Raw genomic sequence first — 23,017 nt, 5'->3', positions numbered from 1 at the left:
CATTTCTTCTACCAAACGATACTTTGAGGCAACATTTTATACACTAGTACCTATAGTTTATTTTCCTTATCTTTCATGATAGTAAAAAATATGACGTTCGCCAACCTTATCATACAAAAAGAAATGATCCTGACAAATAGGATCATTCCATTTTATCATATGCCTCAATAATACGTTGCACCAATGGATGTCTCACAACGTCCGTTTGTTCTAATGTAATAAATGACAGACCTGATACACCAGATAAAATATTAGCAGCTATAGATAGCCCTGATTTTACCCCTTTTGGCAAGTCTACTTGTGAAGGGTCCCCTGTAATAACCATTTTAGAACTAAAACCTAATCTTGTTAAAAACATTTTTATTTGAGCACCCGTTGTATTTTGAGCCTCATCTAAAATAACAAATGAATCATCAAGCGTACGCCCCCTCATATAAGCAAGCGGCGCGATTTCAATTACTCCTCGCTCCATCATACGCTGCGTATATTCTTGTCCAAGAATATCATGTAAGGCATCATATAATGGGCGTAAGTATGGATCTACCTTCTCTTTCAAATCCCCTGGTAAAAAACCTAAATTTTCTCCAGCTTCTACCGCAGGTCTTGTTAAAATAATTTTCTTTACATACCCTTGTTTTAAAGCCCTCACAGCCATTACTACAGCTAAGTATGTTTTTCCAGTTCCTGCAGGCCCTATCCCAAAGACAATATCATTCTTCTTCATCGCATGAATATATCGTCTTTGCCCCATTGTTTTTACACGAATGGATTTACCTTTTGCAGTCTTGAAAATTTCTTCTTCATATAACTCTTCAAATTGAGCAATTTTCCCTTGTTGTGCAAGCTGAATTGCATACGCAACATCTCTCTCTGAAATTGATATACTTTTACGAATTACAACAAGTAATTGCTGTAAGATTTTTTCTACGAGTGTCACCGTTTCAACTGCCCCAGATACATGAACAGTTTCTCCTCTAGTTACGATCGATACATTCAGTTCTCGTTCAATTACTTTTAAATGTGCATCATTGACTCCAAAAAGAGCGATTGCTTCGTTAGTATTTTCCAATTGTTGGTTCATTTCTACTAATTGTTCTGCCATTACTCAGTCTCCTTGAATATCGGATTCGGATATTGGTTGTGGCTCTGCAATATTTTCAACCACAGTATAATGCAATGTGACCTTTAGTTGACCCGCCTCAACCTCTTTACTCAAAATCTTATCACTTACAATCATAGCATGTTCATCCAATTTTTTCTTTAGTTCTTTTTCGGCCATCTCTTTCGCTACTTTCAGCGCTTGCTTTTCTGTATATTCTCGATTCGCTTCTTCCTCTTCTCTCACAACATCTTTTTCATATGCAATCGGCAGTGTAAAACCAAATAATTTCACATCATGCTTTACACTTTCAGTACGAGAGCGTTTATACTTATCATGCTGAAATCCCCATATTTTTATTTTCGTATCCCCAAATTTAAGAAAATGTTCATTGTATACATTACCAGTATACACTTGGAATTGCGTCTTTAACGGGACATCCACCTTAGATGTATACCACGTTTCTCCATACACAATACCTTTCGCTGAAACAATCGTCGGACTTTCCTCATTACCATATATTCCTGATACGAGAATCTGCCCTTTTTCTACATGATCATTTTTCAGTACAACCGGCTTTCCAACTTCTACGAACGTCTTTGTAATAATCGCTTCTTTTTTTGCTACTAAATTTTGCGGCCTTTGTTCCTTTTCTTTCTTCGGTTCGTTTTTTTCAACAATTTTAAAATGATACGTCGTTCCTCTTACTTCTAGTCCCGCCCAAGTAATGGCATTAATATTATCTGTCAAATGGCGTTGTACATCTTCTACATTCGGCATTTGAAATTGTAGTTTCCCTTTTTTAATACCCATTTTATCCAATTCTTTCATCAATATATATTCCGTTTCAGGTTTTGCTCCTGTAATTTCAATTTTCCAAACCATATTTGACATTGCAATCACACCAAAAAAGAAAATTAAAAAACCAATTAAAAATCCACTATTTTTAATTAAACGCTTATTCCAAAAAGGAAAACCATAACGTCCAATAAAATATAATTTACATTCATTTTTTCTATAAATTGGTTTTATTTTTTTCACATCGCGTAACAACATACAAAAAACTAACGTTTCATCAGCTATCTTTTTAACATCCCAAACTAATAAATTCCTCCGTACACATTCATTAACAAACCGTTCCGCTCCTCTACCTTCAATTCGCACTTTTACATATCCAAGCCACTTTATAAACCATTTATTTTTCATTTACCACCTTCACTACCTTTCTAAAAGTAGATATACTACTTTTTATTTGAAACATTAAAATAGCTCGTACTAAAATGAAACCGAGTAAAACTGTAATCAGTCTCTATCAACGGAACTTTTACAGGATAAAGAAGAAAAACTTCACAAATGGAAGTTTCACTTCAATCACCTTTTTTTTCATTTTCTAAAAATGTTACTTGCTCAATTATCCCTTCGAGCAAAAGCTCTTCTGGAAGAATCGTTTTAATAACAAAGGATTGTCCTTTAATTAATAATTGACCGTGTTTTAAAAGCAATCGTACTTCTTTATCTGAAAACACTAATAACCCCCGATGATTTTCTATATAAATATGTATTTGCCCAACAAGAGTAATCCGAGGTAGATCCATTAATACATCCACTGGTAGGTCTACTTGTTTTGTCAACCAATTTTTCATTTGTTCTAATTTCTTCATCTCGAAAGACCCCCTCTCATCCCATATATATGTATTTCTTCACAAGTGCCTATCGTGTTATAACGACTTCACTAACATAACTATATTCTGTAAGAGTTCATATCATGTTAATTAAAACAGTCGCTATATGAAATCATATTTGTCAGGACAATGATGGATCAAAGGATGTTACCTTTAATAATAGAAGTATTAATACAAGAATATGCGCCCCTACAGGATATCAGTACAAGTTACATTAAGAAATTGAGCCTAGCGAGAAGTTAGAAACTTGAAAAAAACTGTTACAATTCGTTCTGGATGTGACATACTGACCATAGAATAAGTAGTTGTCATTTATTGGGCAAATGAGATAAAGTGAAACTTTAATCCCCCCTCACCAATCGGGCTGCCCGTTAATGAGGGATAAAATCAAAAAAAAGAAAATTTCTCCACTCTGAATGTTACGTTGTAAGTAAGAATATTTTATAGATGGTTGTTATATGAATTTCAAAAAATATTAGGGTTCATTAAAAAATGAATTAATAAACGAGGAAATACGAAAGTAAATTGGCTTTAGTCAAGAAATTTCGAATGTTATAAAACAAATTATCGACAGTAATATCCGGCCATTTTATGCAACTGATGCAAAATCTAAAATAGTTAGAATCTCTTTCGTTACCTTTGAGGATTATGCTGAAGAGCAAGCTATAAAACTTCAATCTGATTTTCAGAAGGTTCGGTACTTAGCTTTTATTTGCGAAAGAAGTTTTAGTCAAGGAAGTAAGAATAGGTGTAGAATCGGAATTATACAAGGAAATAATAAATTGAAACTTTAACTAGAGGGGTTTCTATCACTTATAGAAACCCTTTTTAAACAATATAGCGTTTCTCCTTAATAAGAACAATAAAAAAACGTCTCATACGAAATGAGACGTTTTTTTACGCTAATAGCTGGATAACCAGCTTATTCACAAGTGATCCGTCTGTTTTACCTTTTACTTTCGGCATAACAGCAGTCATCACCTTACCCATATCTGCTTTAGAAGTCGCACCAACTTCAGAAATAACTTGCTTGATTACATCAACTAGTTCTTCTTCAGTTAATTGCTCTGGCAAATATGCGCTTAAAATCTGAATTTCACTTTGCAGTTTATTAACAAGGTCTTCACGACCAGCTTTTTTAAATTCAAGGAGGGAGTCCTTATACTGTTTTACTTCACGAGCTAAAACTGTTATTTCCTCTTCTTCAGTAAGAGTATGTTGCAGTTTAATACCTTCATTTTGTAAAGCAGCCTTAACCATACGAATAACGGTTAATTTTTCTTTTTGTTTATTCTTCATCGCTTGTTTCATATCATCGTTTAAACGACCGAGAAGACTCATAACTTACACCCTCTCTTAGAATTTACGCTTTCTTGCCGCTTCAGATTTCTTCTTACGTTTTACACTTGGTTTTTCATAAAACTCGCGCTTTCTTGCTTCAGCAAGTGTACCAGTTTTAGAAACCGATCTTTTAAAACGGCGAAGTGCATCCTCCAAAGACTCGTTTTTACGAACGACTGTTTTTGACATTCTCTTTCCCTCCCTCCGAAACATCACACTTACATACTAACTTCAGCATGCAAAAAGAAACACTTCTTCAGCATGTCTTTTACGATTATAATACATTTTATCACTTCAGGTCAACTATTTGGCAGAATAAAAGAAGAATAGAAGCATTTCCTTTTCAAAAGTTATGCAAATAGCTAGTATCCTTTACTGATGAAGACAACTATATTTTTATCATTTCATCTTTTTTCATACAGGGATGCATGAAACGCCTCCCCACCTTATAGTACTTAACCGCTTCAAACAAAGAAAGCATGCAAACCGTTTCCGGTTGCACGCTCTTTTTATGCGCTAGCTGATTCTTTTTTTACATCATCTTCAAGAACACGAACAAATTGCGCTTCGTTATATGGATAACCAGCTTTCGTAATTTTCACTTTCACTAGCTTACCAATTAATTCTTCTGATCCTTCAAATACAATTTTCAAGTAGTTATCTGTATAACCTACATATAAGCCTTCACGGTCGCCCTCTTTAAATTGCTCTTCCGGAATGATTTCAAGCACTTCACCTTCAAACGCTGATGCGTACTCTTTCGCTAATTGATTAGATAGCTCAATTAAACGATGAACACGATCGTTCTTCACATCTTCAGGAACTTGATCTTCCATGCGTGCTGCAGGTGTTCCTGTACGTTTTGAGTAAGGGAACACATGTAACTCAGAGAAGCGGTTCTCTTTAATGAAATTGTATGTTTCCATGAATTCTTCTTCTGTTTCACCTGGGAAACCAACGATTACGTCAGATGTAATCGCAAGGCCTGGTAACGCTTCTTTCAAACGATCTAAACGCTCTTGGAAGAACTCCATCGTATATTTACGACGCATACGTTTTAATACAGTATTAGAACCAGATTGCAACGGAATATGCAAGTGGCGTACAACTACTTCAGATTTATCTAACACTTCAATTACTTCATCTGAAATTTGACTCGCTTCAATAGAAGAAATACGAAGACGTTTTAATCCGTCTACTTCCGCTTCCATATCACGAAGTAATCCAGCTAAGTTATAATCTTTTATGTCTTCGCCGTATCCACCTGTATGAATACCCGTTAATACGATTTCTTTATAGCCTGCATCCACTAATTGTTGTGCTTGTTTAATAACTTCTTTTCCATCACGAGAACGCATTAAACCACGCGCCCAAGGAATGATACAGAATGTACAGAAGTTATTGCAACCCTCTTGTATTTTTAAAGACGCACGTGTACGATCCGTGAAATAAGGTACATCAAGTTCTTCGTACACACGTGTTTTCATAATATTACGGACAGCATTAATTGGTTGACGCTCTTTACGGAATTCTTCGATGTAACCTAACATCTTTTCACGATCCTGTGTACCAACTACAATATCTACACCCGGAATCGCCATAATTTCAGCTGGAGATGTTTGTGCATAACATCCCGTTACGCAAATAACTGCATCTGGATTTTGACGCACAGCACGTCTGATTACTTGACGGCTTTTTTTGTCCCCAGTATTCGTTACTGTACATGTGTTAATAACATATACATCAGCTTTCTTTTCATATTCTGTTCTTTCATAACCACCTTGTTTAAACAATTGCCAAATGGCTTCTGTTTCATAGTGGTTTACTTTACAACCTAACGTATGGAACGCAACAGTTGACATTGATCATCACCCCATCAATTCAAAATGATACGAAGCAGCACTTAACGCGTATAACGGCGCCGTTTCTGTTCTTAAAATTCTTGGTCCTAAACTACATGGTACAAATTTATGTTCACGAAGCGCTGTAATCTCTTCCTCAGCTAAACCGCCTTCTGGGCCAAATACAATCAATAGCTTTTGACCTGGTTTCATTGTCGTTAAAGCTTTCGCAAAATTAGATTTCTCCCCTTGTTTTGCTTCCTCTTCGTAAGCAACAAGACAAACATCATACTCACCACTCATTGAAAGCAATTGCTTAAATGATGCCGGAGCATGTACTTCTGGAATTTCACTTCTATGTGATTGTTCCGCAGCTTCTTTCACAATTTTTCTTAAACGCTCAACTTTTTTATCAGCTTTTTTCGCATCCCATTTTACGATAGAGCGAGATGCTTGAAATGGTAAGAATGCAGCTGCCCCAAGCTCAGTTCCTTTTTGAAAAATTAACTCTAGCTTGTCTCCTTTTGGCAGTCCACTTGCAATCGTCACGAAAACAGGAAGTTCACTTGACGCCTCTACCCATTCTACAATAGCCGTATTAATAAATTCACTGGTAATTTCATCAATTGAACATACTGCTGTTTTTCCGTTTACACAGCAATAAATATAATCACCAGCTGACATACGCATCACTCTTGCGATATGATGTACGTCATCACCTACAATGCGAATACTTGTCTCATTTACATATTTCTCTTCTACAAAATAACGTTGCATATAATCACCTTAGTAGAGTTTCGTTCCTTTCGTAAGTCAACACTTACGAAAAGAACGAAACGTTATCATTTTTCATATAACAAACGGCAAGTCTCTCACCTTATAGTGAGAGACTCCCCTTTTCATTATAGACTAAAATCTATATTACGCATTTCGTGCAATAATTGCTACCCAATCTTCCATTCGTAACACTTCTTCAATTGTAAATCCAGCTTGTTCTAACGCCTCAGAAATTACTTTTTCCTTCGCAGCAATAATGCCCGATGTAATAAATAATCCACCTGACTTCACAACTCTTGCTGCATCTTCAGGGAATAATAGAATAATTTCTGCTAATAAGTTAGCTACGATTAAATCAACAGGACCTTCAATGCCTTCTAAAAGACTATTTTGTCCAACAGACACGATATCATCTGTTTTATTTAAACGTACATTCATTTCTGCACTTTCAACCGCAACCGGATCTAAATCATATGCTTGAACAGAAGACGCACCTAATTTTGCAGCCGCAATACTAAGTACACCAGAACCTGTTCCTACATCAATAATAGTGTCACCTGGCTGTACTGTTTTTTCTAAAGCACGGATACACATCGTTGTTGTTGGATGAGTTCCTGTACCAAACGCCATACCCGGGTCTAATTCAATGATTTTTTCATCAGGAGAAGATGGTGTATATTCTTCCCAAGTCGGTACGATTGTGAATGTATCAGAAATTTGTACTGGATGGTAATATTTTTTCCAAGCAGTAGCCCAATCTTCTTCATTGACTTCGTTAACGGTAATATTTCCAGTACCAATTTCGATGTCGTAAGATGGAAGCACATCAATAGATGATTTTACACCTGCAATCGTTTCATGTAAAGAATCCGTTTGCGGGAAATACGCTTTTATTAATACACCTTCCGCCGGATATTCATCTGGGTTCAATGCATAAATTTCACCATATTGTTGCTCGCGCTCTTTCGTTAACTCCGCTGGATCCTCAATCGCAACTCCACTAGCACCAGCTTCATGTAAAATATGAGAGACAGCTTCTACTGCTTCTTCTGTTGTATGAATACTAATTTCTGACCATTTCACAATTTACCAACTCCATTTTTTATTTCCATTATTCCCCTTTGAAAGCACGTTTAAGCTTTCCGAATAAACTATCATCCTGCTCTTCTTGTCCTGCAAATTCACGTAATAAATCTTTTTGCTGCGAAGTCAATTTCGTCGGTACAACAACACGAACGACTACATATTGATCTCCTTGGCCGTATCCACGTACGTTCGGAGCACCTTTTCCTTTTAAGCGGAATTCTGTTCCAGTTTGTGTTCCTGCTGGAATTTTCAGCTTCACTTTACCATGAACAGTAGGAACTTCCACTTCATCACCAAGCGCCATTTGCGCAAATGTTAATGGCATTTCGCAAATAATGTGATCTCCTTCACGCTCGAAGAATTCATGATTTCTTACATGAACGACAACATATAAGTCTCCTGCTGGTCCGCCATTTACGCCGGCTTCACCTTTTCCAGACACACGAATTTGTTGACCATTATCGATACCCGCTGGAATTTTAACATTGATTTTTTTACGTTTACGAACTTTACCTGAACCGTGACATGTCGTACATTTTTCTTTAATAATTTGTCCAGTTCCTGAACAATGACCACAAGCTTGACGATTTACGATACGACCAAACGGTGTGTTTTGTTCTACACTCACTTGACCAGAGCCTGAACAATGTTTACATGTTTCTTTTGAAGTTCCTGGTTTTGCTCCACTACCTTTACAAGTATCACATGGATCTTCTACTGGAATTTCCACATTTAATTCCTTACCAAAAATAGCTTCTTCAAAATCTAAAGTGACTTGATATTGTAAGTCAGCACCTTGGCGCGGAGCATTTGGATCACGACGTCTGCCGCCGCCACCGCCAAAGAAAGAACTAAATATATCTTCAAAACCGAAGCCACCGCCGAAGTCTCCTCCGCCGCCAAATCCACCGAATCCTTGATTTGCACCAGCATGACCAAATTGATCGTACTGTGCACGCTTTTGATCATCACTTAACACTTCGTATGCTTCTTGTACTTCTTTAAACTTTTCAATCGCATTTTCTTCTTTGCTTACGTCTGGATGGTATTTTTTAGCCAAACGACGATACGCTTTTTTAATTTCATCTGTTGAAGCGCCCTTGCTAAGTCCAAGGACCTCATAATAGTCTCGTTTACTCATAAATTTACAACCCCCGAATCTTTCACATAAACGTAATTTTAACACCGAAAGAAAGTGCTTTGCAACAAAGTTTCCTCACTTACAGTATGCAAAGCGAAAAACTTAAGATCCTCACACATCGCTTCTCATTCGTGAAAAAAGCCAAAGTCAAGGCACGCTTGACTTTGACTTTTTGTCATCTTACTTATTATGTTTACAGTTGAATTACTTGTCTTCTTTTACTTCTTCAAACTCAGCGTCAACTACATTGTCTTTCTTTGCGCCAGCATCTTGTGCACCTTGCGCACCTTCTGCTTGACCAGCAGCTGCTTGAGCCTGCTCGTATAATTTAACAGTTAATTGTTGTACGATTTCTTGTAAGGCATCTTTTTTCGCACGAATTTCTTCAAGCTCGTTTTTCTCAATTGCAGCTTGTAATGCTTCTTTCGCTTCTGTTGCTTTTGCAACTTCAGCTGCATCTACTTTACCTTCTAAATCTTTTACAACTTTGTCTGTTTGGAATACAAGTTGGTCAGCTTCGTTACGAAGTTCAACTTCTTCCTTACGTTTTTGGTCAGCGTCAGCATTTGCTTCCGCTTCTTGTACCATACGTTCTACTTCTTCATCAGAAAGACCTGAAGAAGATTGGATTGTAATAGCTTGCTCTTTGCTTGTTCCTAAGTCTTTCGCACGTACGTTAACGATACCGTTCGCATCAATATCGAATGTTACTTCGATTTGTGGAATACCACGTGGTGCTGGTGGAAGGTCAGTTAATTGGAAACGACCTAACGTTTTGTTGTCAGCCGACATTGGACGCTCACCTTGTAATACGTGAATGTCTACTGCTGGTTGATTATCAGCAGCTGTCGAGAATACTTGTGACTTACTTGTTGGAATTGTAGTGTTACGCTCGATTAATTTCGTGAACACGCCACCCATAGTTTCAATACCTAAAGAAAGTGGAGTTACGTCTAATAATAGAACGCCTTCTACATCACCAGTAAGTACGCCACCTTGAACTGCAGCACCTAATGCTACAACTTCATCAGGGTTTACACCTTTATATGGCTCTTTACCAGTTTCACGTTTAATAGCTTCTTGTACAGCTGGGATACGAGTAGATCCACCAACAAGAATAACTTTATCTAATTCGCTTGGAGCAAAACCAGCGTCTTTTAATGCACGACGAGTTGGCTCTAATGTTCTTTCAACAAGACCTGCTGAAAGCTCTTCGAATTTCGCTCTTGTTAACGTTAATTCTAAGTGTAATGGACCAGCAGCTCCAGCACTAATGAATGGTAATGAAATTTGAGTTTGTGTTACACCAGAAAGATCTTTTTTCGCTTTTTCAGCTGCATCTTTCAAGCGTTGAAGCGCCATTTTATCTTGGCTTAAATCAATGTTATTTTCTTTTTTGAACTCAGCTACTAAGTGATCGATGATAACTTGGTCAAAGTCATCGCCACCAAGACGGTTGTCACCAGCAGTTGAAATAACTTCGAATGTACCGTCTGCTAACTCAAGGATAGATACGTCAAATGTACCGCCACCTAAGTCATATACTAAGATTTTTTGTTCTTCGTCTTGTTTTTCTAAACCGTAAGCAAGTGCTGCTGCTGTTGGCTCGTTAATGATACGCTCAACTTCTAAACCAGCGATACGACCAGCATCTTTCGTTGCTTGACGCTCTGCATCGTTGAAGTATGCAGGTACTGTAATAACAGCTTTCGTTACTGTTTCACCTAAGTATGCTTCAGCAGAAGCTTTTAAGTTTTGTAAAATGATTGCAGAAATTTCTTGAGGTGTATACTCTTTACCTTCAACTTCTACTTTGTAGTCTGTACCCATATGACGTTTAACAGACATGATTGTATTTGGGTTTGTAATTGCTTGGCGCTTTGCAACTTCCCCAACTTGACGTTCTTCATTTTTGAAAGCTACAACAGAAGGTGTTGTACGGTTTCCTTCTGGATTTGGGATAACCTTTGGTTCTCCACCTTCCATAACAGCTACACAAGAGTTTGTTGTACCTAAGTCAATACCGATAATTTTACTCATGGCGAATCCTCCTAGTTTTATGTAAATTATTGATTTACTTTTACCATTGATGGGCGAATCACACGGTCTTTTAGTTTATAACCTTTTTGGAATTCTTCCACAACCGCGTTTGATTCAAATTCACTATCTTCCACTTGCATAATAGCTTGGTGTTCATTAGGATCAAACTGTTTACCAACAGCTTCAATCACTTCCACACCTTCTTTAGTCAGCGCTTCTAACAATTGACGATGCACCATTTCCATACCTTGTAACAAGGATTTCGTTTGCTCATCAGTCGCTTCCACTTGCATTGCTCTTTCAAAATTATCAAGAGCTGGCAAGATGTCTGAAACTAGACTTTGTGCTCTATATTTTTCAGCAGCCTGTTTATCCATTTGGACACGGCGCTTATAATTTTCAAAATCAGCTTGTAGACGTAATGTGCGACCTTCCGTTTCCGTTAGTTTCGCTTGTAGCTCATCTACTTTTTCTTGTAAAAGAGCAGCCTCACTTTTTTCTTCTACAGTTTCTTCACTGTTTTCTGGCGTGACAGCTTCTTCAACTTGCGCTTCTTTTACTTCTTCTACCACTTGTTCGTTACGCTCTTCCACAATATTCACCTCCTTAAAAGGTATTAGGTATCATGCATAGCATGATTACCTAAGCATTATATATTACACACAGCAATGAAAATTTCATCACTTGAGCGAATGTATTACTCTCATTTACTTTTTAAGTCCATCAGTAAATTGTCTCGTAAATAACTGTAACAAACTAATTACACGAGAATATTGCATTCTCGTAGGACCTAAAATAGCAATTGTTCCAAGTTGCTCTTCGCCGATCGAATATGTTGCAGAAATTAAACTACAATCCTCCATAGCCGTCGAAGAGTTTTCCCTACCAATTTTCACTTGAATCCCGACTTGTTTATGACGCAAAATGTCATAAAATTCGGCTTCATTATCAATCATGGTAAGTAAAGATCTAACCTTTTGAATGTCATGGAACTCTGGCTGCGAAAGCATATTTGCTTTTCCTCCAAAGTATATCTTTTCCGATAACGGAACTTGAAATGTACCATCCAACATTTTTATTGCACTATCGTAATTATGAACATACCCACGTAAAACTGTAACAATCTCCTTAAAGATTTTATTATGAAGTTCTTCCATCGGTACGCCAGATAGCTTTTCATTTAAAATATTAACCATTTTTTCTAAATCTGATAAATCAACAGATTCCGGAACGGTAATCGTTTTACTTTGTACATGCCCTGTATCGGTTACAATAATAGCGACAGCAGTTTGACGATCAAGCGGCACAATTTGTACATTTTTAAGTTTATTTGTACTTAACTTCGGTCCAAGAACAATGGCCGTATAATTCGTAAGTTCTGATAAAATTTGAGCAGATTGTTGTGCAATTTTTTCCGCTTCAAAAATTCTTTCAGCAAATAAATCTTTAATTTGTACAATTTCAGCGTTCGGTAAGTTTTGCGGCGCTAAAAGATGGTCTACATAAAATCGGTAGCCTTTCTCAGAAGGAACACGTCCAGAAGAACTGTGCGTTTTTTCAATAAAACCTAATTCTTCTAAGTCCGCCATTTCATTTCGAATAGTAGCTGAACTAAATGTAATTTCATCTTTTTTAGCCAACGTTCTAGACCCAACGGGCTGCGCTGATCCAATAAAGTCATCAATAATTGTTTGTAAAATTAAGAGCTGACGTTCCGTAAGCATCTCATCATCACCTCTGTTAGCACTCTTTGTCTTTGAGTGCTAAATCTATTAATAACTTACCAAAATTGACATTCAATTGTCAACGGAAACGTCACGAAATAATGAAACTTTTTCACGCCTATGGAACATTTAATTAGTCAATCAAAAATGATTGGAATACTTCATTCCCTAATAATTTTCCTTTTCGCGTTAAACGCACATGTCCATCTTCCTCTTCAAGCAATCCCTGCTCTTGGTTGCTTTGTAACTGCTTCGCGAAAACTTGATCCATCTCTACATTAAATTTATTGCGGAACGCCGTTTTAGAAACACCTTTTGTTTTTCGAAGCCCTAAGAACAGCTCTTCTTCCATTCTTTCTTTCTCCGTCACTTTGTGAACATCTAAATACGGAAATCCTGTTTCATCAATTTTATTAAAATATTGCTTCAGCGGACCTACATTTTGAATACGTTCCCCGTTCACATAACTATGAGCTCCAGCTCCAAATCCATAATACTCTTCATTATTCCAGTATGTGAGATTATGTCTACTTTTATTGTCACCTTTTGAGAAATTACTAATTTCATACTGGTTATAACCGTGTTTCTCCATTTCATCCATTACTATTTCATACATTTTCGCTTCATGGTCTTCACCCGGAAGACGCAATTTCCCTTTGTTCATTAAGTTATAAAACACTGTTTTAGGTTCCACAATTAATGAGTATGCAGAGAAATGTTGTACACCAAGCGTAAAAGCAATATCTAATGTTTCTTTTACATCTTCTATCGTCTGTCCTGGCAAAGCATAAATAATATCTACATTAATATTTTTAAATCCTACTTCCTGTGCTTCTCGAATCGCGAGGAATGCATCTTCCCTCGTATGCTTGCGCCCGATTTTCTCAAGCAGTTCATCACGGAACGTTTGCACACCAAAACTAATTCGATTCACTCCACCTTCTAGCAGTACATTCAACTTCTCTTTCGGCAGATCTCCTGGATTCGCTTCAAATGTTAATTCACAATTTGGGGCGAACGGACGCAAATGACGATTAATAATCTCGAGTAATTTTTTTGTCTGTTCCATATTTAACGCTGTCGGAGTTCCCCCGCCCACAAAAATCGTTTTTATACTATCAAACGGAACTTTTTGAACCGTATTTATTATTTCCTTCTCTAAATAATCTAAATATTGATCAACCGGTTGGCGTTCAATAAACACTTTATTAAAATCACAATAGTGACAAATGTGCTGACAAAACGGAATATGAATATATGCAGCTTGTACCAAATATAACTCCTACCTTTCTAAAAAGAAAACCTCCGCACTCCGGAGGGTTCTCTACTTCTCTAACGTATTACGAATTTGTTCCATTCGCATTTTTCCCCAATCATACATCATTTCAACGATCGGTAAAAGCGACATGCCTAGTTCCGTCATATAATACTCAACGCGAGGAGGAATTTCGGGATATACTGTCCGATCAACAATTCCATCTTCCATTAACTCTTTTAATTGGTTCGACAAAACTTTATGAGAAATGCTTGGGAATAACCGTTGTAATTCACTGAAACGATGTGGTCCTTCCACACCAAGGTGCCACAGTATCACAACTTTCCACTTTCCACTAATAATAGAAAGCGTCAATTCCTTTTCACAATTAAAATTACCATTTTGTATTTTATCTTGAATATCTTTTCGAATATTTTCGGACATTAACAATCTCCTAACTCTATATGAACTAAAAAGCTCTCTCATTATTGTAAATGAGAGCTGCTCAGATGTCTAAAAAGTAATTATACAGAAAAAAGAAGCCGCACAAACGACTTCTTTTTTATTTCAAATATTAGTTGTCATCCATTTTCAGTACAGCCATAAATGCCTCTTGCGGTACTTCTACAGAACCAACAGACTTCATACGTTTTTTACCTTCTTTTTGCTTATCAAGAAGTTTACGCTTACGAGAAATGTCACCGCCGTAACATTTTGCAAGTACGTTTTTACGCATCGCTTTAATTGTAGAACGTGCTACAACTTTATTTCCGATAGTCGCCTGAATTGGCACTTCAAATTGTTGTCTCGGAATTAATTCTTTTAATTTCTCTACGATTACTTTACCACGGTCATACGCTGAATCACGGTGTACGATAAATGATAAAGCATCCACTTGTTCATTATTTAAAAGAATATCCATTTTCACAAGTTTAGATGGTTTATAGCCAATTAACTCGTAGTCAAACGATGCATACCCTTTCGTATTTGATTTCAATTGATCGAAGAAGTCATATACGATTTCTGATAACGGGATTTCATATGTTAATGTAACACGCGTTTCATCTAAATATTGCATATCAATAAACGTTCCACGTTTACCTTGGCAAATCTCCATTACAGCTCCAACATAGTCATTCGGAACCATAATTGAAGCCTTCACAAACGGCTCTTCTACACGATCGATAGACTGTGGATCTGGCATATTAGATGGGTTATCAACAATAACATCTTCACCGTTAGTTAAATAAACTTTATAAATAACGCTTGGCGCTGTTGTAATTAAGTCAATCTTAAATTCACGTTCAATACGTTCTTGAATGATTTCCATGTGAAGAAGCCCTAAGAAACCACAACGGAAACCAAATCCTAGCGCTTGAGATGTTTCTGGTTCAAACTCAAGAGCAGAATCGTTTAACTCTAATTTTTCTAATGCATCACGTAAATCGTTATAACGAGCAGAGTCAATTGGATACAGACCACAGAATACCATCGGGTTTAACTTACGGTAACCTGCTAACGGCTCTGCAGCTGGACGTTTCGCATGTGTAATCGTATCACCAACACGTGTGTCACCAACATTTTTAATCGATGCTGCTAAGAAACCTACATCACCTACTGTTAACTCGTCACGTTGCGTAGTTTTCGGTGTAAATACACCTACTTCTGTTACTTCAAATTCTTTACCCGTTGCCATCATACGTACTTTATCGCCAACTTTTACTGTTCCATTTACAACACGGATATAAGCAATTACACCGCGGTACGGATCATATAAAGAGTCGAAAATCATACATTGTAATGGCTCTTCTGAATCACCCGACGGAGCTGGTACTTTTTCAACAATTTGTTCTAAAATTTCTTCAATACCAATTCCAGCTTTCGCAGAAGCAAGTACCGCTTCTGATGCATCTAAACCAATTACATCTTCTACCTCTTGACGTACACGTTCTGGATCCGCACTTGGTAAGTCGATTTTATTAATAACTGGTAAAATTTCCAAATTGTTATCAAGCGCTAAGTATACGTTTGCTAACGTTTGCGCTTCAATACCTTGCGCTGCATCTACTACAAGAATCGCGCCTTCACAAGCCGCTAAACTACGAGATACTTCGTACGTAAAGTCGACATGTCCTGGTGTATCAATTAAATGAAGAATATACTCTTCACCATCTTTTGCTTTATAGTTTAATTGTACTGCGTTTAATTTGATTGTAATACCACGCTCGCGCTCTAAATCCATAGAGTCAAGCAACTGAGCTTTCATTTCGCGTTGTGTTAACGCGTTTGTTTTCTCTAAAATACGGTCTGCTAACGTTGATTTTCCGTGGTCAATATGAGCAATAATAGAGAAATTACGAATTTTGGACTGTCTTTTTGCTCTTTCTTCTTTATTCATCTATGTTCTCAACTCCTAATAGTCTCGCCAATATACACTAGCACTGATTATATCAATAGAGCAACAAAGATTCAATGAAAACTCGTGCTGCTTACGATACAAATCATTCTATCTATATCTTATGCGAATAAACCATAAGAGACAAACCCTTTTCAAATTTTAAAACGGCTGTCCTACAAATCAGTAAAACAACCGCCTCCCATGTTACTCTTAGCTAAAAATTCCTTTTATTTTCCCAACAACTATATCCGTCCCGAACTTCGTCATTTCATAAGCTACACTTGCTACCGCCATCCCAATTCCTTCTACAACATTAAAACTTCTTAAACGTTCTAATTGCTGTTGTTTTTCTGAGGCCGAAAACGAGCTACCCAAAATTTCTGATTCAGCACCTGTACTTTCTGTCCCTGTCATATGAGCTATTTGTTCATATGACAATTGCTGATAGCCTTTCATACTTTTCAAACCATGATTAGCAAGTGCCACTCCTGCTATCATCATAAGTAAACATAAAGCTACACTACATATACACAAAAGCGCAAAGCGACTCAAACCATAATCATCTGTTCCCCTCAATGTGTATATGCTCCCGTATTATCTTGATCAATTTGATGATGTAGCGCTGCATTTAAACCACTCGCTATTACATTCGCCATATCCTCAATAAAAGTATCTACTTCTTTTGGGGTTACCATTAAATTATGACCAAGAGGAGATAGCACTTCATAAATCAGCCTTCTTTTTTCTTCTTCTTCCAACGTACCAACAGCACCTAAAAACATATTTCTGCTCTTTTCATCCGGCATATCTTCTTCTGTTAATTTTTTCTTTTCTCCAAATGAAAATCCCGCTGGTAACAAAGATCGTGAAGGTTTATTTCCTTCTTTCATCTCTCGACCAAAATGTTTCAAAATAAAATCAATCGTATCACTTGTAATCGAAACAGCATCGACCACAGTCGGAACACCAATTGCGATAACAGGGATACCTAATGTGTCTTTACTTAGTTCTTTACGTTTATTCCCAACCCCTGATCCAGGATGGATTCCAGTATCAGAAATTTGTATCGTGCTATTTACTCGTTCAATAGAACGAGCAGCTAATGCATCAATTGCAATTACAAAGTCCGGGTTCGTCTTCTCAATAATTCCATAAATAACATCGCTCGTTTCGATTCCTGTAATCCCCATTACCCCCGGCCGAATTGCACTAACAGGCCTAAATCCTTCTTCTACACTTTCAGGCTGCAATTGAAACAAATGTCTCGTTACTAATACATTTTCTACAACTATCGGTCCAAGAGCATCTGGTGTTACATTCCAATTCCCAAGACCTACAATTAAACAGCTTGCTTCTTTTGTAACTCCAACCTCTTCTAAGAAACAAGAAAATTCTTTTGCAAAAATACGCTCCACTTTTTGTTGAAGTTCTGTATCTTGCTGACGTATCCCTTGTACTTCAAGTGTTAAATAATTTCCAGGTTTTTTCCCCATCGCTTCAGAGGCAGCTTCATCAATCGTTACTTTTGTAATTATAGTACCTTCTTCTTCTCTCTCTTTTACAATAACTCCCTGTATCCCTTTTTGTTCTTCTTGGCTTTCTTGCAACATTTGATGAGCTTCTACAGCAAGGTCAGTTCTAATGCTATATTTACTTAAATCTAATGGTTCTTTCATCGTATCTCCTCCGTAATTCATAGTAAATATCGTTAGATTTCCCAAAGTTATATAAGGTCATTCTTTCCTTTACGTGAAATTTCATGGATATACTATTGCAATTCTCTTCACCGTTTGATAGAATATCACTTGTTCTATGTAAGAATCGAGTCATTCGATTGCACCAGGGAGGTGAAAAGTATGGCAAACATCAAATCTGCTATCAAACGCGCTAAACTTAGCGAAGAGCGTCGTGCACATAACGCTTCTATCAAGTCTGACATGCGTTCTGCTGTTAAAACTGTAGAAGCTTTAGTTACTAATAACGATCTTGAAAATGCTAAAGAAGCTTTCAAAACTGCTTCTAAAAAACTTGACAAAGCAGCTCGTAAAGGTCTTATCCACCAAAACGCTGCAGCTCGTCAAAAATCTCGCTTAGCGAAACAAGTAAACGCGTAAGGCGTTTAAAAAACGATCCATTTGGATCGTTTTTTTATATACAAAAAAGTTCATGCACTAAGTGCATGAACTTTTTTGTGTCATCACATATGATTTAATCGCATTAAGAAAAATTCGAGCACAAGCTTCTTATCCATCTTTCCCGTCTTCATACTATAATCAGCTTCCGCTAATTCTATAATCACTTTTTTTAACTCTTCAAAAGAAAAAAACTTCGTTTGATTCATTGCTAACTTTACACGATACGGATGTACACCAATATGAGACGCCATTTGATTTTGTCCATAACCACGTTGCTGTAGCTCTTTCACTTGATACAACAAGCGGAATTGACTCACTAATAACGCAAGCAATTTAATCGGCTCTTCCTGCTGCGTAAATAATCCATCCAAAATTTGCATTGCACCTGCAATATCTTTTTTCACCACTTTTTCTGTCAAAGCAAATACATTTTGCTCAACTGATTTTGGCACAAGCTCTGCAACAAGTTTCGTCGTAATCTCTCCGCCCATACCAACGTATAACGTTAACTTGTCCATTTCCTTCGCCAACATCGTTACATTACTTCCCACAAGCTCTAGCAACAAACTAACAGCCGCGTTATCAATATGCACATGCACTTCATCTGCACGAGCAACAATCCACTTCTGAACATCCTGTACTTGCATCGCATTCGCTTCTACTACATCTGCTGTTTTCTTTAATAGTTTTGTAATTTTTTTTCGCTCATCAAGTTTTTCGTAAGGCGCAACAAAAACAAGAATAGAAAATGGAGAAGGTTCACCAATGTATTCTTCTAAAATTTTTATATTTTGCTCTAACTTTTCTTTTTGCGAAGTCAAAAATAGCGGTGATTTTATTAACAGTACTTTTCGTTCTCCGAAGAAAGGAAGCGTACGCGCATCCTCAACCACATCTTCTAAATACGCTTCTTCTAAATCGTATGTCACAACATTAAACTCTCGATCTTCTTCTTCAAGTGCTTCTGTCGTAATAAGCTTTATCGTTTCATTTATAAAAAAAGCTTCCGTTCCATATATTAAATATAACGGAGCAAACTGTTTCTTTTTAATTTTTTTATGTATATCACTCATACTTTTTCCTACTCCCTAACTTGGCAATATATATTTATACTAATGCCCTAGCTTTTGTTTTACAAGTACAAAGGAACAGGCTTTATAACCCGTCCCTTTATTTATATTAAACGCCACGCAATAAGCCCCGGGTTTCTTATTGGTGTGCGGTAATCACCTTCCCTTTATTATTCGCAATAAAAATTTGAGTATAAGTGCCAACTGTTAACATGCTTGGAAACGAAAAACTCACATTACTTCATGATTTACAAGTAACAAAAAAGCTCGTTTTCTCTTCATATGGAAATTGTAGATTTTTTTCTGACAATATTTTATACTAAAGTGGAATGTTGGGGAGGGATTCTAAATGAATGATTTTGAACAAAACGTTCAAAGTAAACGCAATGACGCTATTGATTCAGGGGTAGGATTTATCGTCTCATTTGGTTTTTTCGCAACACTTTTCATCATTGCAACTGTTATTAAATTTATCGGTTCTTAAAGACTGCCACTTCATGGCAGTCTTCTCTTTTTCATCTATTATGTGTTTTATCATATGTGATTTTACTTTTAAAGGTTCCATTTTCCCCTTTAAAAACATAGGAAATAGCACCTTGCTTGTCCGTGCGCCATATCGCACTCCCCATCTTCTCAAAACGCTCTATCACTTCTTTATGCGGGTGTCCATACCTATTCTGCTTACCAACAGATATAATCGCTACACGAGGCTGTATGACGTTCAAAAAAGGCTCTATAGATGACGTATTACTCCCATGATGAGCAACTTTTAAAACATCCACTTGTAAATCTGGATATGCCTCTACTAAAATCTTTTCCCCTTCTTCTTCCAAATCGCCTGTAAATAGCCACTTCAACCCTCCAAATTTTGCCCATATTACAATTGAAGCGTTATTTTCGCTTTTTTCTTTTCCTTTTGGAGCTAAAACGAAAAATTCCGCTTCATTTACACTCCAACTCTCCCCTTCCCCCACTTCAGTTATTTTCATTTCCTTTTCTAATGCCCGTTTCTTGACTACTTTTTCTAATACTGCATCTTTTCCCTTTCGGCCAAATACCACTTCTTTTACAGGTATATATGATAATAATTCTTGCGCAGCACCTATATGATCTGCATCTCCATGCGTTACGATTAATTTATCAATTGTTTTAATACCTTCTTTTTGTAAAAAGGGTATTAAAACATCATTTCCAACAGAAAATTCATGCTTTTTTTGTTGCCATTCTTCCTTATTTACACGAAGCGTTCCACCTGTATCAATAAGATAAATCCCTTTATCATACGGAAGGCGAATTAATATTGCATCACCTTGTCCAACATCAATAAATGTTACACTTCCGCTGCCTCTAAAATATGGATATATATAATGACATGTGCTAATAAAAAGAAATACACTCGCAACTATACAAACTATTTTTTTCGGCGCTCTCCGTTCCCAAACCATCAATATACTGACAATACTGGCGCAATATACAGCTACAAGATTGAAGGGCGTTTCCCCGAAGATAAGCTGGGTAAATGGTAAACTTTCACAATAACTTAGAAAATCATTAGACATACTCAAGCCTATTGATAATACATCGGCAAATCCTTTTGCGAGAAACGGGACAATTGGCATACACAGTAAAATAATAATGCTACATGGTAATACAATGATAGATAAAAACGGAACGTATAAGAGATTGAGGAGAATGCTATATGGAGAAAAATAACCAAAGTGATATAACAAAATCGGAGTACTAACGAGCTGTGAAATGATAGAAATATAAATAGAATTTCGGATTATTCCGTTGCTACTCTCTAACAATAACGGAGCAGACAAAAGTAAAGCGAAGCTACCTACAAAAGAAAACTGAAATCCAATATTAAAAACAAGATAAGGGTCATATATAAGCATGCATATAGCTGTTACACTTAAAGCATCTAAACTAGATAAACGAATCGAGCACATAAAAGCAATCAACATCAAAACTCCTGTTATAGAAGCTCTTATAACAGAGGGTGACGCCCCTGCTAAAACCATATACAAAGGAATACAAACGATAAGGCAAATTGTTGCTACCTCCCTTGTCACACCGCTTCTTAGCAAAATAAAATATACTATCACCATTAACATTACAATGTGCGAACCTGAAATTGCTAACAAATGTACAAGACCAAATTGTTGATATTGCTCTTCCACTTCAAACGTCATTTGTTGTCTATCACCAAATAGTAATGCATTCATAAAAGCACCTGATTGCTCTGGAAACATTTCTGTAACTTTCGAGATTGCTTGTTGCCTCAAAAGAAGAATCCATTGCGTGAGCGACAGTGATGTTTTATAGCATTCAGCAATATATGTAGCCTCAAATGTGAAATGAATATGTTGTTTGTATAAATAATCACGGTAATTAAAACCATGAAAATTCCGAGCTGTTTCCGGTTCTTTCCTCTCACCCTCGAATACACATGATATCCCTGCGTATAATTGTTGCATTTTTTTCTTTTCCAAGACTGATTTGATTCTATAACTTAACTGCACTATATTTTTATTCTGATCTTCAAATTGAAAAGATAGGCGATCCCCATTAACAAGCGGTGCATTTTGTATAACCCCTCTTGTAACTCCATAGGACTCCCCTAGAGGCTTATTCCACGTTTGAACATAGGAAGTGTATATGGCGCTACTAAAGCACGCTACAATACAAAAAATGAAGGTTTTACGCGAAGTGCGATATAAACAGAAGAAAACATTTAAAAAGAGGCAAAAAACTATCAATAAAAGTGACGAGGAAAAGGCAATTGCAACCCCTATTATAAATGAGATTGCAACATACCCCCATTGTTCCTGCAACTTATACTCACTCCTTATAGCATCATTTTTGCTTTCGTGAATACATGCTGTAATTCTTCCATTGATAAATTATCTTTTTCTAAAGACGCAAATAATTCTTTCAACTCTATATAACGTTTTTGCTCCTCTAATGCAGCAATATCATATTCTAGCGGAACGTGCTTCACTGTTACGTTCGCTTGTTCAAATAACTCTATGGCGTATGGATGATTTTTATAATCCTGCGCATAATAAACCGCTGTAATACCACTTTGAATAATTGCCTTACAACATTGTAAACAAGGGAAATGCGTAACGTAAATTTCTGCTTCCTCTGTTTTCGCACCAAACTTGGCACATTGTAATAAAGCATTCATTTCGGCATGAATTGTCCGAACACAATGATTATCGATTACGTAACAACCATCATCTATACAATGTACGCCACCTTTAATTGAACCATTATACCCACCAGCAATAATTCGTTTATCGCGAACGATCGTCGCTCCTACCGCAAGCCTTGTACATGTACTACGCAAAGATAGTAGATGGCTTTGCGTCATAAAATATTGATCCCATGAAATTCGTTCCATATTTTTCACCTACTTTTTT

General features: G+C 36.8%; 22 protein-coding genes. 2 read left to right on the top strand and 20 right to left on the bottom strand.

Annotated elements, in window-relative coordinates; translation table 11 throughout:
• Positions 1 to 142: 142 nt before the first annotated feature.
• The 17 genes from ACK1U5_RS18095 to gpr all read right to left on the bottom strand — a co-directional run bounded on the left by ACK1U5_RS18095 (position 143) and on the right by gpr (position 18,060).
• The gene (locus tag ACK1U5_RS18095; RefSeq protein ID WP_000840520.1) at positions 143 to 1,102 is read right to left on the bottom strand and encodes a PhoH family protein; all 960 of its coding nucleotides are present in this window, start codon (positions 1,100 to 1,102) and stop codon (positions 143 to 145) included.
• Between the two features lie 3 nt (positions 1,103 to 1,105).
• On the bottom strand, positions 1,106 to 2,305 hold the full coding sequence (gene yqfD, locus ACK1U5_RS18090) for a sporulation protein YqfD (RefSeq protein WP_000792499.1): 1,200 nt from the start codon (positions 2,303 to 2,305) through the stop codon (positions 1,106 to 1,108).
• A gap of 161 nt (positions 2,306 to 2,466) precedes the next feature.
• A complete protein-coding gene (gene yqfC / locus ACK1U5_RS18085; RefSeq protein ID WP_000732269.1) occupies positions 2,467 to 2,760 on the bottom strand; it encodes a sporulation protein YqfC in 294 nt (97 codons plus the stop codon).
• A gap of 918 nt (positions 2,761 to 3,678) precedes the next feature.
• Positions 3,679 to 4,122 (bottom strand): GatB/YqeY domain-containing protein, encoded by a 444-nt coding sequence (locus ACK1U5_RS18080; protein ID WP_000054562.1) that lies wholly within the window; start codon positions 4,120 to 4,122, stop codon positions 3,679 to 3,681.
• A gap of 15 nt (positions 4,123 to 4,137) precedes the next feature.
• Complete coding sequence (gene rpsU / locus ACK1U5_RS18075) at positions 4,138 to 4,311, bottom strand: 30S ribosomal protein S21 (RefSeq protein WP_000048061.1); 174 nt, start codon at positions 4,309 to 4,311, stop codon at positions 4,138 to 4,140.
• Positions 4,312 to 4,631: 320 nt separating this feature from the next.
• The gene (gene mtaB, locus ACK1U5_RS18070; protein ID WP_000108676.1) at positions 4,632 to 5,984 is read right to left on the bottom strand and encodes a tRNA (N(6)-L-threonylcarbamoyladenosine(37)-C(2))-methylthiotransferase MtaB; all 1,353 of its coding nucleotides are present in this window, start codon (positions 5,982 to 5,984) and stop codon (positions 4,632 to 4,634) included.
• A gap of 6 nt (positions 5,985 to 5,990) precedes the next feature.
• Complete coding sequence (locus ACK1U5_RS18065) at positions 5,991 to 6,740, bottom strand: 16S rRNA (uracil(1498)-N(3))-methyltransferase (RefSeq protein WP_069604750.1); 750 nt, start codon at positions 6,738 to 6,740, stop codon at positions 5,991 to 5,993.
• Positions 6,741 to 6,884: 144 nt separating this feature from the next.
• Positions 6,885 to 7,823 carry a 50S ribosomal protein L11 methyltransferase gene (gene prmA / locus ACK1U5_RS18060; protein ID WP_000872103.1) on the bottom strand — a complete coding sequence of 313 codons (939 nt, stop codon included), beginning with the start codon at positions 7,821 to 7,823 and terminating at the stop codon, positions 6,885 to 6,887.
• Positions 7,824 to 7,851: 28 nt separating this feature from the next.
• Positions 7,852 to 8,967 (bottom strand): chaperone protein DnaJ, encoded by a 1,116-nt coding sequence (dnaJ, locus tag ACK1U5_RS18055; RefSeq protein WP_000043947.1) that lies wholly within the window; start codon positions 8,965 to 8,967, stop codon positions 7,852 to 7,854.
• Between the two features lie 204 nt (positions 8,968 to 9,171).
• The gene (gene dnaK, locus ACK1U5_RS18050) at positions 9,172 to 11,007 is read right to left on the bottom strand and encodes a chaperone protein DnaK (RefSeq protein WP_000034706.1); all 1,836 of its coding nucleotides are present in this window, start codon (positions 11,005 to 11,007) and stop codon (positions 9,172 to 9,174) included.
• Between the two features lie 26 nt (positions 11,008 to 11,033).
• Positions 11,034 to 11,600 carry a nucleotide exchange factor GrpE gene (grpE, locus tag ACK1U5_RS18045; protein WP_000392711.1) on the bottom strand — a complete coding sequence of 189 codons (567 nt, stop codon included), beginning with the start codon at positions 11,598 to 11,600 and terminating at the stop codon, positions 11,034 to 11,036.
• Positions 11,601 to 11,714: 114 nt separating this feature from the next.
• Entirely contained in the window at positions 11,715 to 12,731 is a 1,017-nt protein-coding gene (hrcA, locus tag ACK1U5_RS18040) for a heat-inducible transcriptional repressor HrcA (RefSeq protein WP_000954941.1), read from the bottom strand.
• Between the two features lie 133 nt (positions 12,732 to 12,864).
• Complete coding sequence (gene hemW, locus ACK1U5_RS18035) at positions 12,865 to 14,004, bottom strand: radical SAM family heme chaperone HemW (protein WP_000249427.1); 1,140 nt, start codon at positions 14,002 to 14,004, stop codon at positions 12,865 to 12,867.
• Between the two features lie 51 nt (positions 14,005 to 14,055).
• Positions 14,056 to 14,430, bottom strand: coding sequence for a winged helix-turn-helix transcriptional regulator (locus ACK1U5_RS18030; protein WP_001293539.1), 375 nt, complete (start codon positions 14,428 to 14,430; stop codon positions 14,056 to 14,058).
• 130 nt (positions 14,431 to 14,560) lie between these two features.
• The gene (lepA, locus tag ACK1U5_RS18025) at positions 14,561 to 16,384 is read right to left on the bottom strand and encodes an elongation factor 4 (RefSeq protein ID WP_001030951.1); all 1,824 of its coding nucleotides are present in this window, start codon (positions 16,382 to 16,384) and stop codon (positions 14,561 to 14,563) included.
• Between the two features lie 210 nt (positions 16,385 to 16,594).
• Positions 16,595 to 16,960 (bottom strand): YqxA family protein, encoded by a 366-nt coding sequence (locus tag ACK1U5_RS18020; protein WP_001215034.1) that lies wholly within the window; start codon positions 16,958 to 16,960, stop codon positions 16,595 to 16,597.
• Positions 16,957 to 18,060: a GPR endopeptidase gene (gene gpr / locus ACK1U5_RS18015; RefSeq protein ID WP_000662616.1), complete on the bottom strand. Its 1,104-nt coding sequence runs from the start codon at positions 18,058 to 18,060 to the stop codon at positions 16,957 to 16,959. The genes ACK1U5_RS18020 and gpr overlap by 4 nt, the downstream gene beginning before the upstream one ends.
• A 180-nt stretch (positions 18,061 to 18,240) precedes the next feature.
• Here gpr and rpsT point away from each other — a divergent pair, with 180 nt between their 5' ends.
• The gene (rpsT, locus tag ACK1U5_RS18010) at positions 18,241 to 18,498 is read left to right on the top strand and encodes a 30S ribosomal protein S20 (protein WP_001274011.1); all 258 of its coding nucleotides are present in this window, start codon (positions 18,241 to 18,243) and stop codon (positions 18,496 to 18,498) included.
• A gap of 83 nt (positions 18,499 to 18,581) precedes the next feature.
• Here the strand turns inward: rpsT and holA are convergent, their stop codons facing one another.
• Complete coding sequence (gene holA / locus ACK1U5_RS18005) at positions 18,582 to 19,592, bottom strand: DNA polymerase III subunit delta (protein WP_069604749.1); 1,011 nt, start codon at positions 19,590 to 19,592, stop codon at positions 18,582 to 18,584.
• Positions 19,593 to 19,938: 346 nt separating this feature from the next.
• On the opposite strand from holA, the gene ACK1U5_RS18000 reads away from it, so the two are divergent.
• Positions 19,939 to 20,073 (top strand): YqzM family protein, encoded by a 135-nt coding sequence (locus tag ACK1U5_RS18000; protein ID WP_000997609.1) that lies wholly within the window; start codon positions 19,939 to 19,941, stop codon positions 20,071 to 20,073.
• Between the two features lie 31 nt (positions 20,074 to 20,104).
• Here the strand turns inward: ACK1U5_RS18000 and ACK1U5_RS17995 are convergent, their stop codons facing one another.
• Both ACK1U5_RS17995 and ACK1U5_RS17990 read right to left on the bottom strand, forming a co-directional pair.
• Positions 20,105 to 22,426, bottom strand: coding sequence for a DNA internalization-related competence protein ComEC/Rec2 (locus tag ACK1U5_RS17995; protein ID WP_069604748.1), 2,322 nt, complete (start codon positions 22,424 to 22,426; stop codon positions 20,105 to 20,107).
• A gap of 14 nt (positions 22,427 to 22,440) precedes the next feature.
• On the bottom strand, positions 22,441 to 22,998 hold the full coding sequence (locus ACK1U5_RS17990; protein ID WP_069604747.1) for a ComE operon protein 2: 558 nt from the start codon (positions 22,996 to 22,998) through the stop codon (positions 22,441 to 22,443).
• Positions 22,999 to 23,017 lie beyond the last annotated feature (19 nt).

It is taken from the genome of Bacillus sp. XB1, from assembly GCF_053557995.1.
This window is presented reverse-complemented; position numbering and strand designations above follow the sequence as displayed.

What these genes read in the sequence shown, in the direction of transcription:
- ACK1U5_RS18000 (WP_000997609.1), top strand. Translation starts at nt 19,939, where the DNA reads ATGAATGATTTTGAACAAAACGTTCAAAGTAAACGCAATGACGCTATT.
- ACK1U5_RS18065 (WP_069604750.1), bottom strand. Translation starts at nt 6,740, where the DNA reads ATGCAACGTTATTTTGTAGAAGAGAAATATGTAAATGAGACAAGTATT.
- yqfC (WP_000732269.1), bottom strand. Translation starts at nt 2,760, where the DNA reads ATGAAGAAATTAGAACAAATGAAAAATTGGTTGACAAAACAAGTAGAC.
- ACK1U5_RS18030 (WP_001293539.1), bottom strand. Translation starts at nt 14,430, where the DNA reads ATGTCCGAAAATATTCGAAAAGATATTCAAGATAAAATACAAAATGGT.
- ACK1U5_RS18080 (WP_000054562.1), bottom strand. Translation starts at nt 4,122, where the DNA reads ATGAGTCTTCTCGGTCGTTTAAACGATGATATGAAACAAGCGATGAAG.
- rpsU (WP_000048061.1), bottom strand. Translation starts at nt 4,311, where the DNA reads ATGTCAAAAACAGTCGTTCGTAAAAACGAGTCTTTGGAGGATGCACTT.
- yqfD (WP_000792499.1), bottom strand. Translation starts at nt 2,305, where the DNA reads ATGAAAAATAAATGGTTTATAAAGTGGCTTGGATATGTAAAAGTGCGA.
- mtaB (WP_000108676.1), bottom strand. Translation starts at nt 5,984, where the DNA reads ATGTCAACTGTTGCGTTCCATACGTTAGGTTGTAAAGTAAACCACTAT.
- holA (WP_069604749.1), bottom strand. Translation starts at nt 19,592, where the DNA reads ATGAGTGATATACATAAAAAAATTAAAAAGAAACAGTTTGCTCCGTTA.
- gpr (WP_000662616.1), bottom strand. Translation starts at nt 18,060, where the DNA reads ATGAAAGAACCATTAGATTTAAGTAAATATAGCATTAGAACTGACCTT.
- hrcA (WP_000954941.1), bottom strand. Translation starts at nt 12,731, where the DNA reads ATGCTTACGGAACGTCAGCTCTTAATTTTACAAACAATTATTGATGAC.
- ACK1U5_RS17990 (WP_069604747.1), bottom strand. Translation starts at nt 22,998, where the DNA reads ATGGAACGAATTTCATGGGATCAATATTTTATGACGCAAAGCCATCTA.
- ACK1U5_RS18095 (WP_000840520.1), bottom strand. Translation starts at nt 1,102, where the DNA reads ATGGCAGAACAATTAGTAGAAATGAACCAACAATTGGAAAATACTAAC.
- dnaK (WP_000034706.1), bottom strand. Translation starts at nt 11,007, where the DNA reads ATGAGTAAAATTATCGGTATTGACTTAGGTACAACAAACTCTTGTGTA.
- dnaJ (WP_000043947.1), bottom strand. Translation starts at nt 8,967, where the DNA reads ATGAGTAAACGAGACTATTATGAGGTCCTTGGACTTAGCAAGGGCGCT.
- lepA (WP_001030951.1), bottom strand. Translation starts at nt 16,384, where the DNA reads ATGAATAAAGAAGAAAGAGCAAAAAGACAGTCCAAAATTCGTAATTTC.
- rpsT (WP_001274011.1), top strand. Translation starts at nt 18,241, where the DNA reads ATGGCAAACATCAAATCTGCTATCAAACGCGCTAAACTTAGCGAAGAG.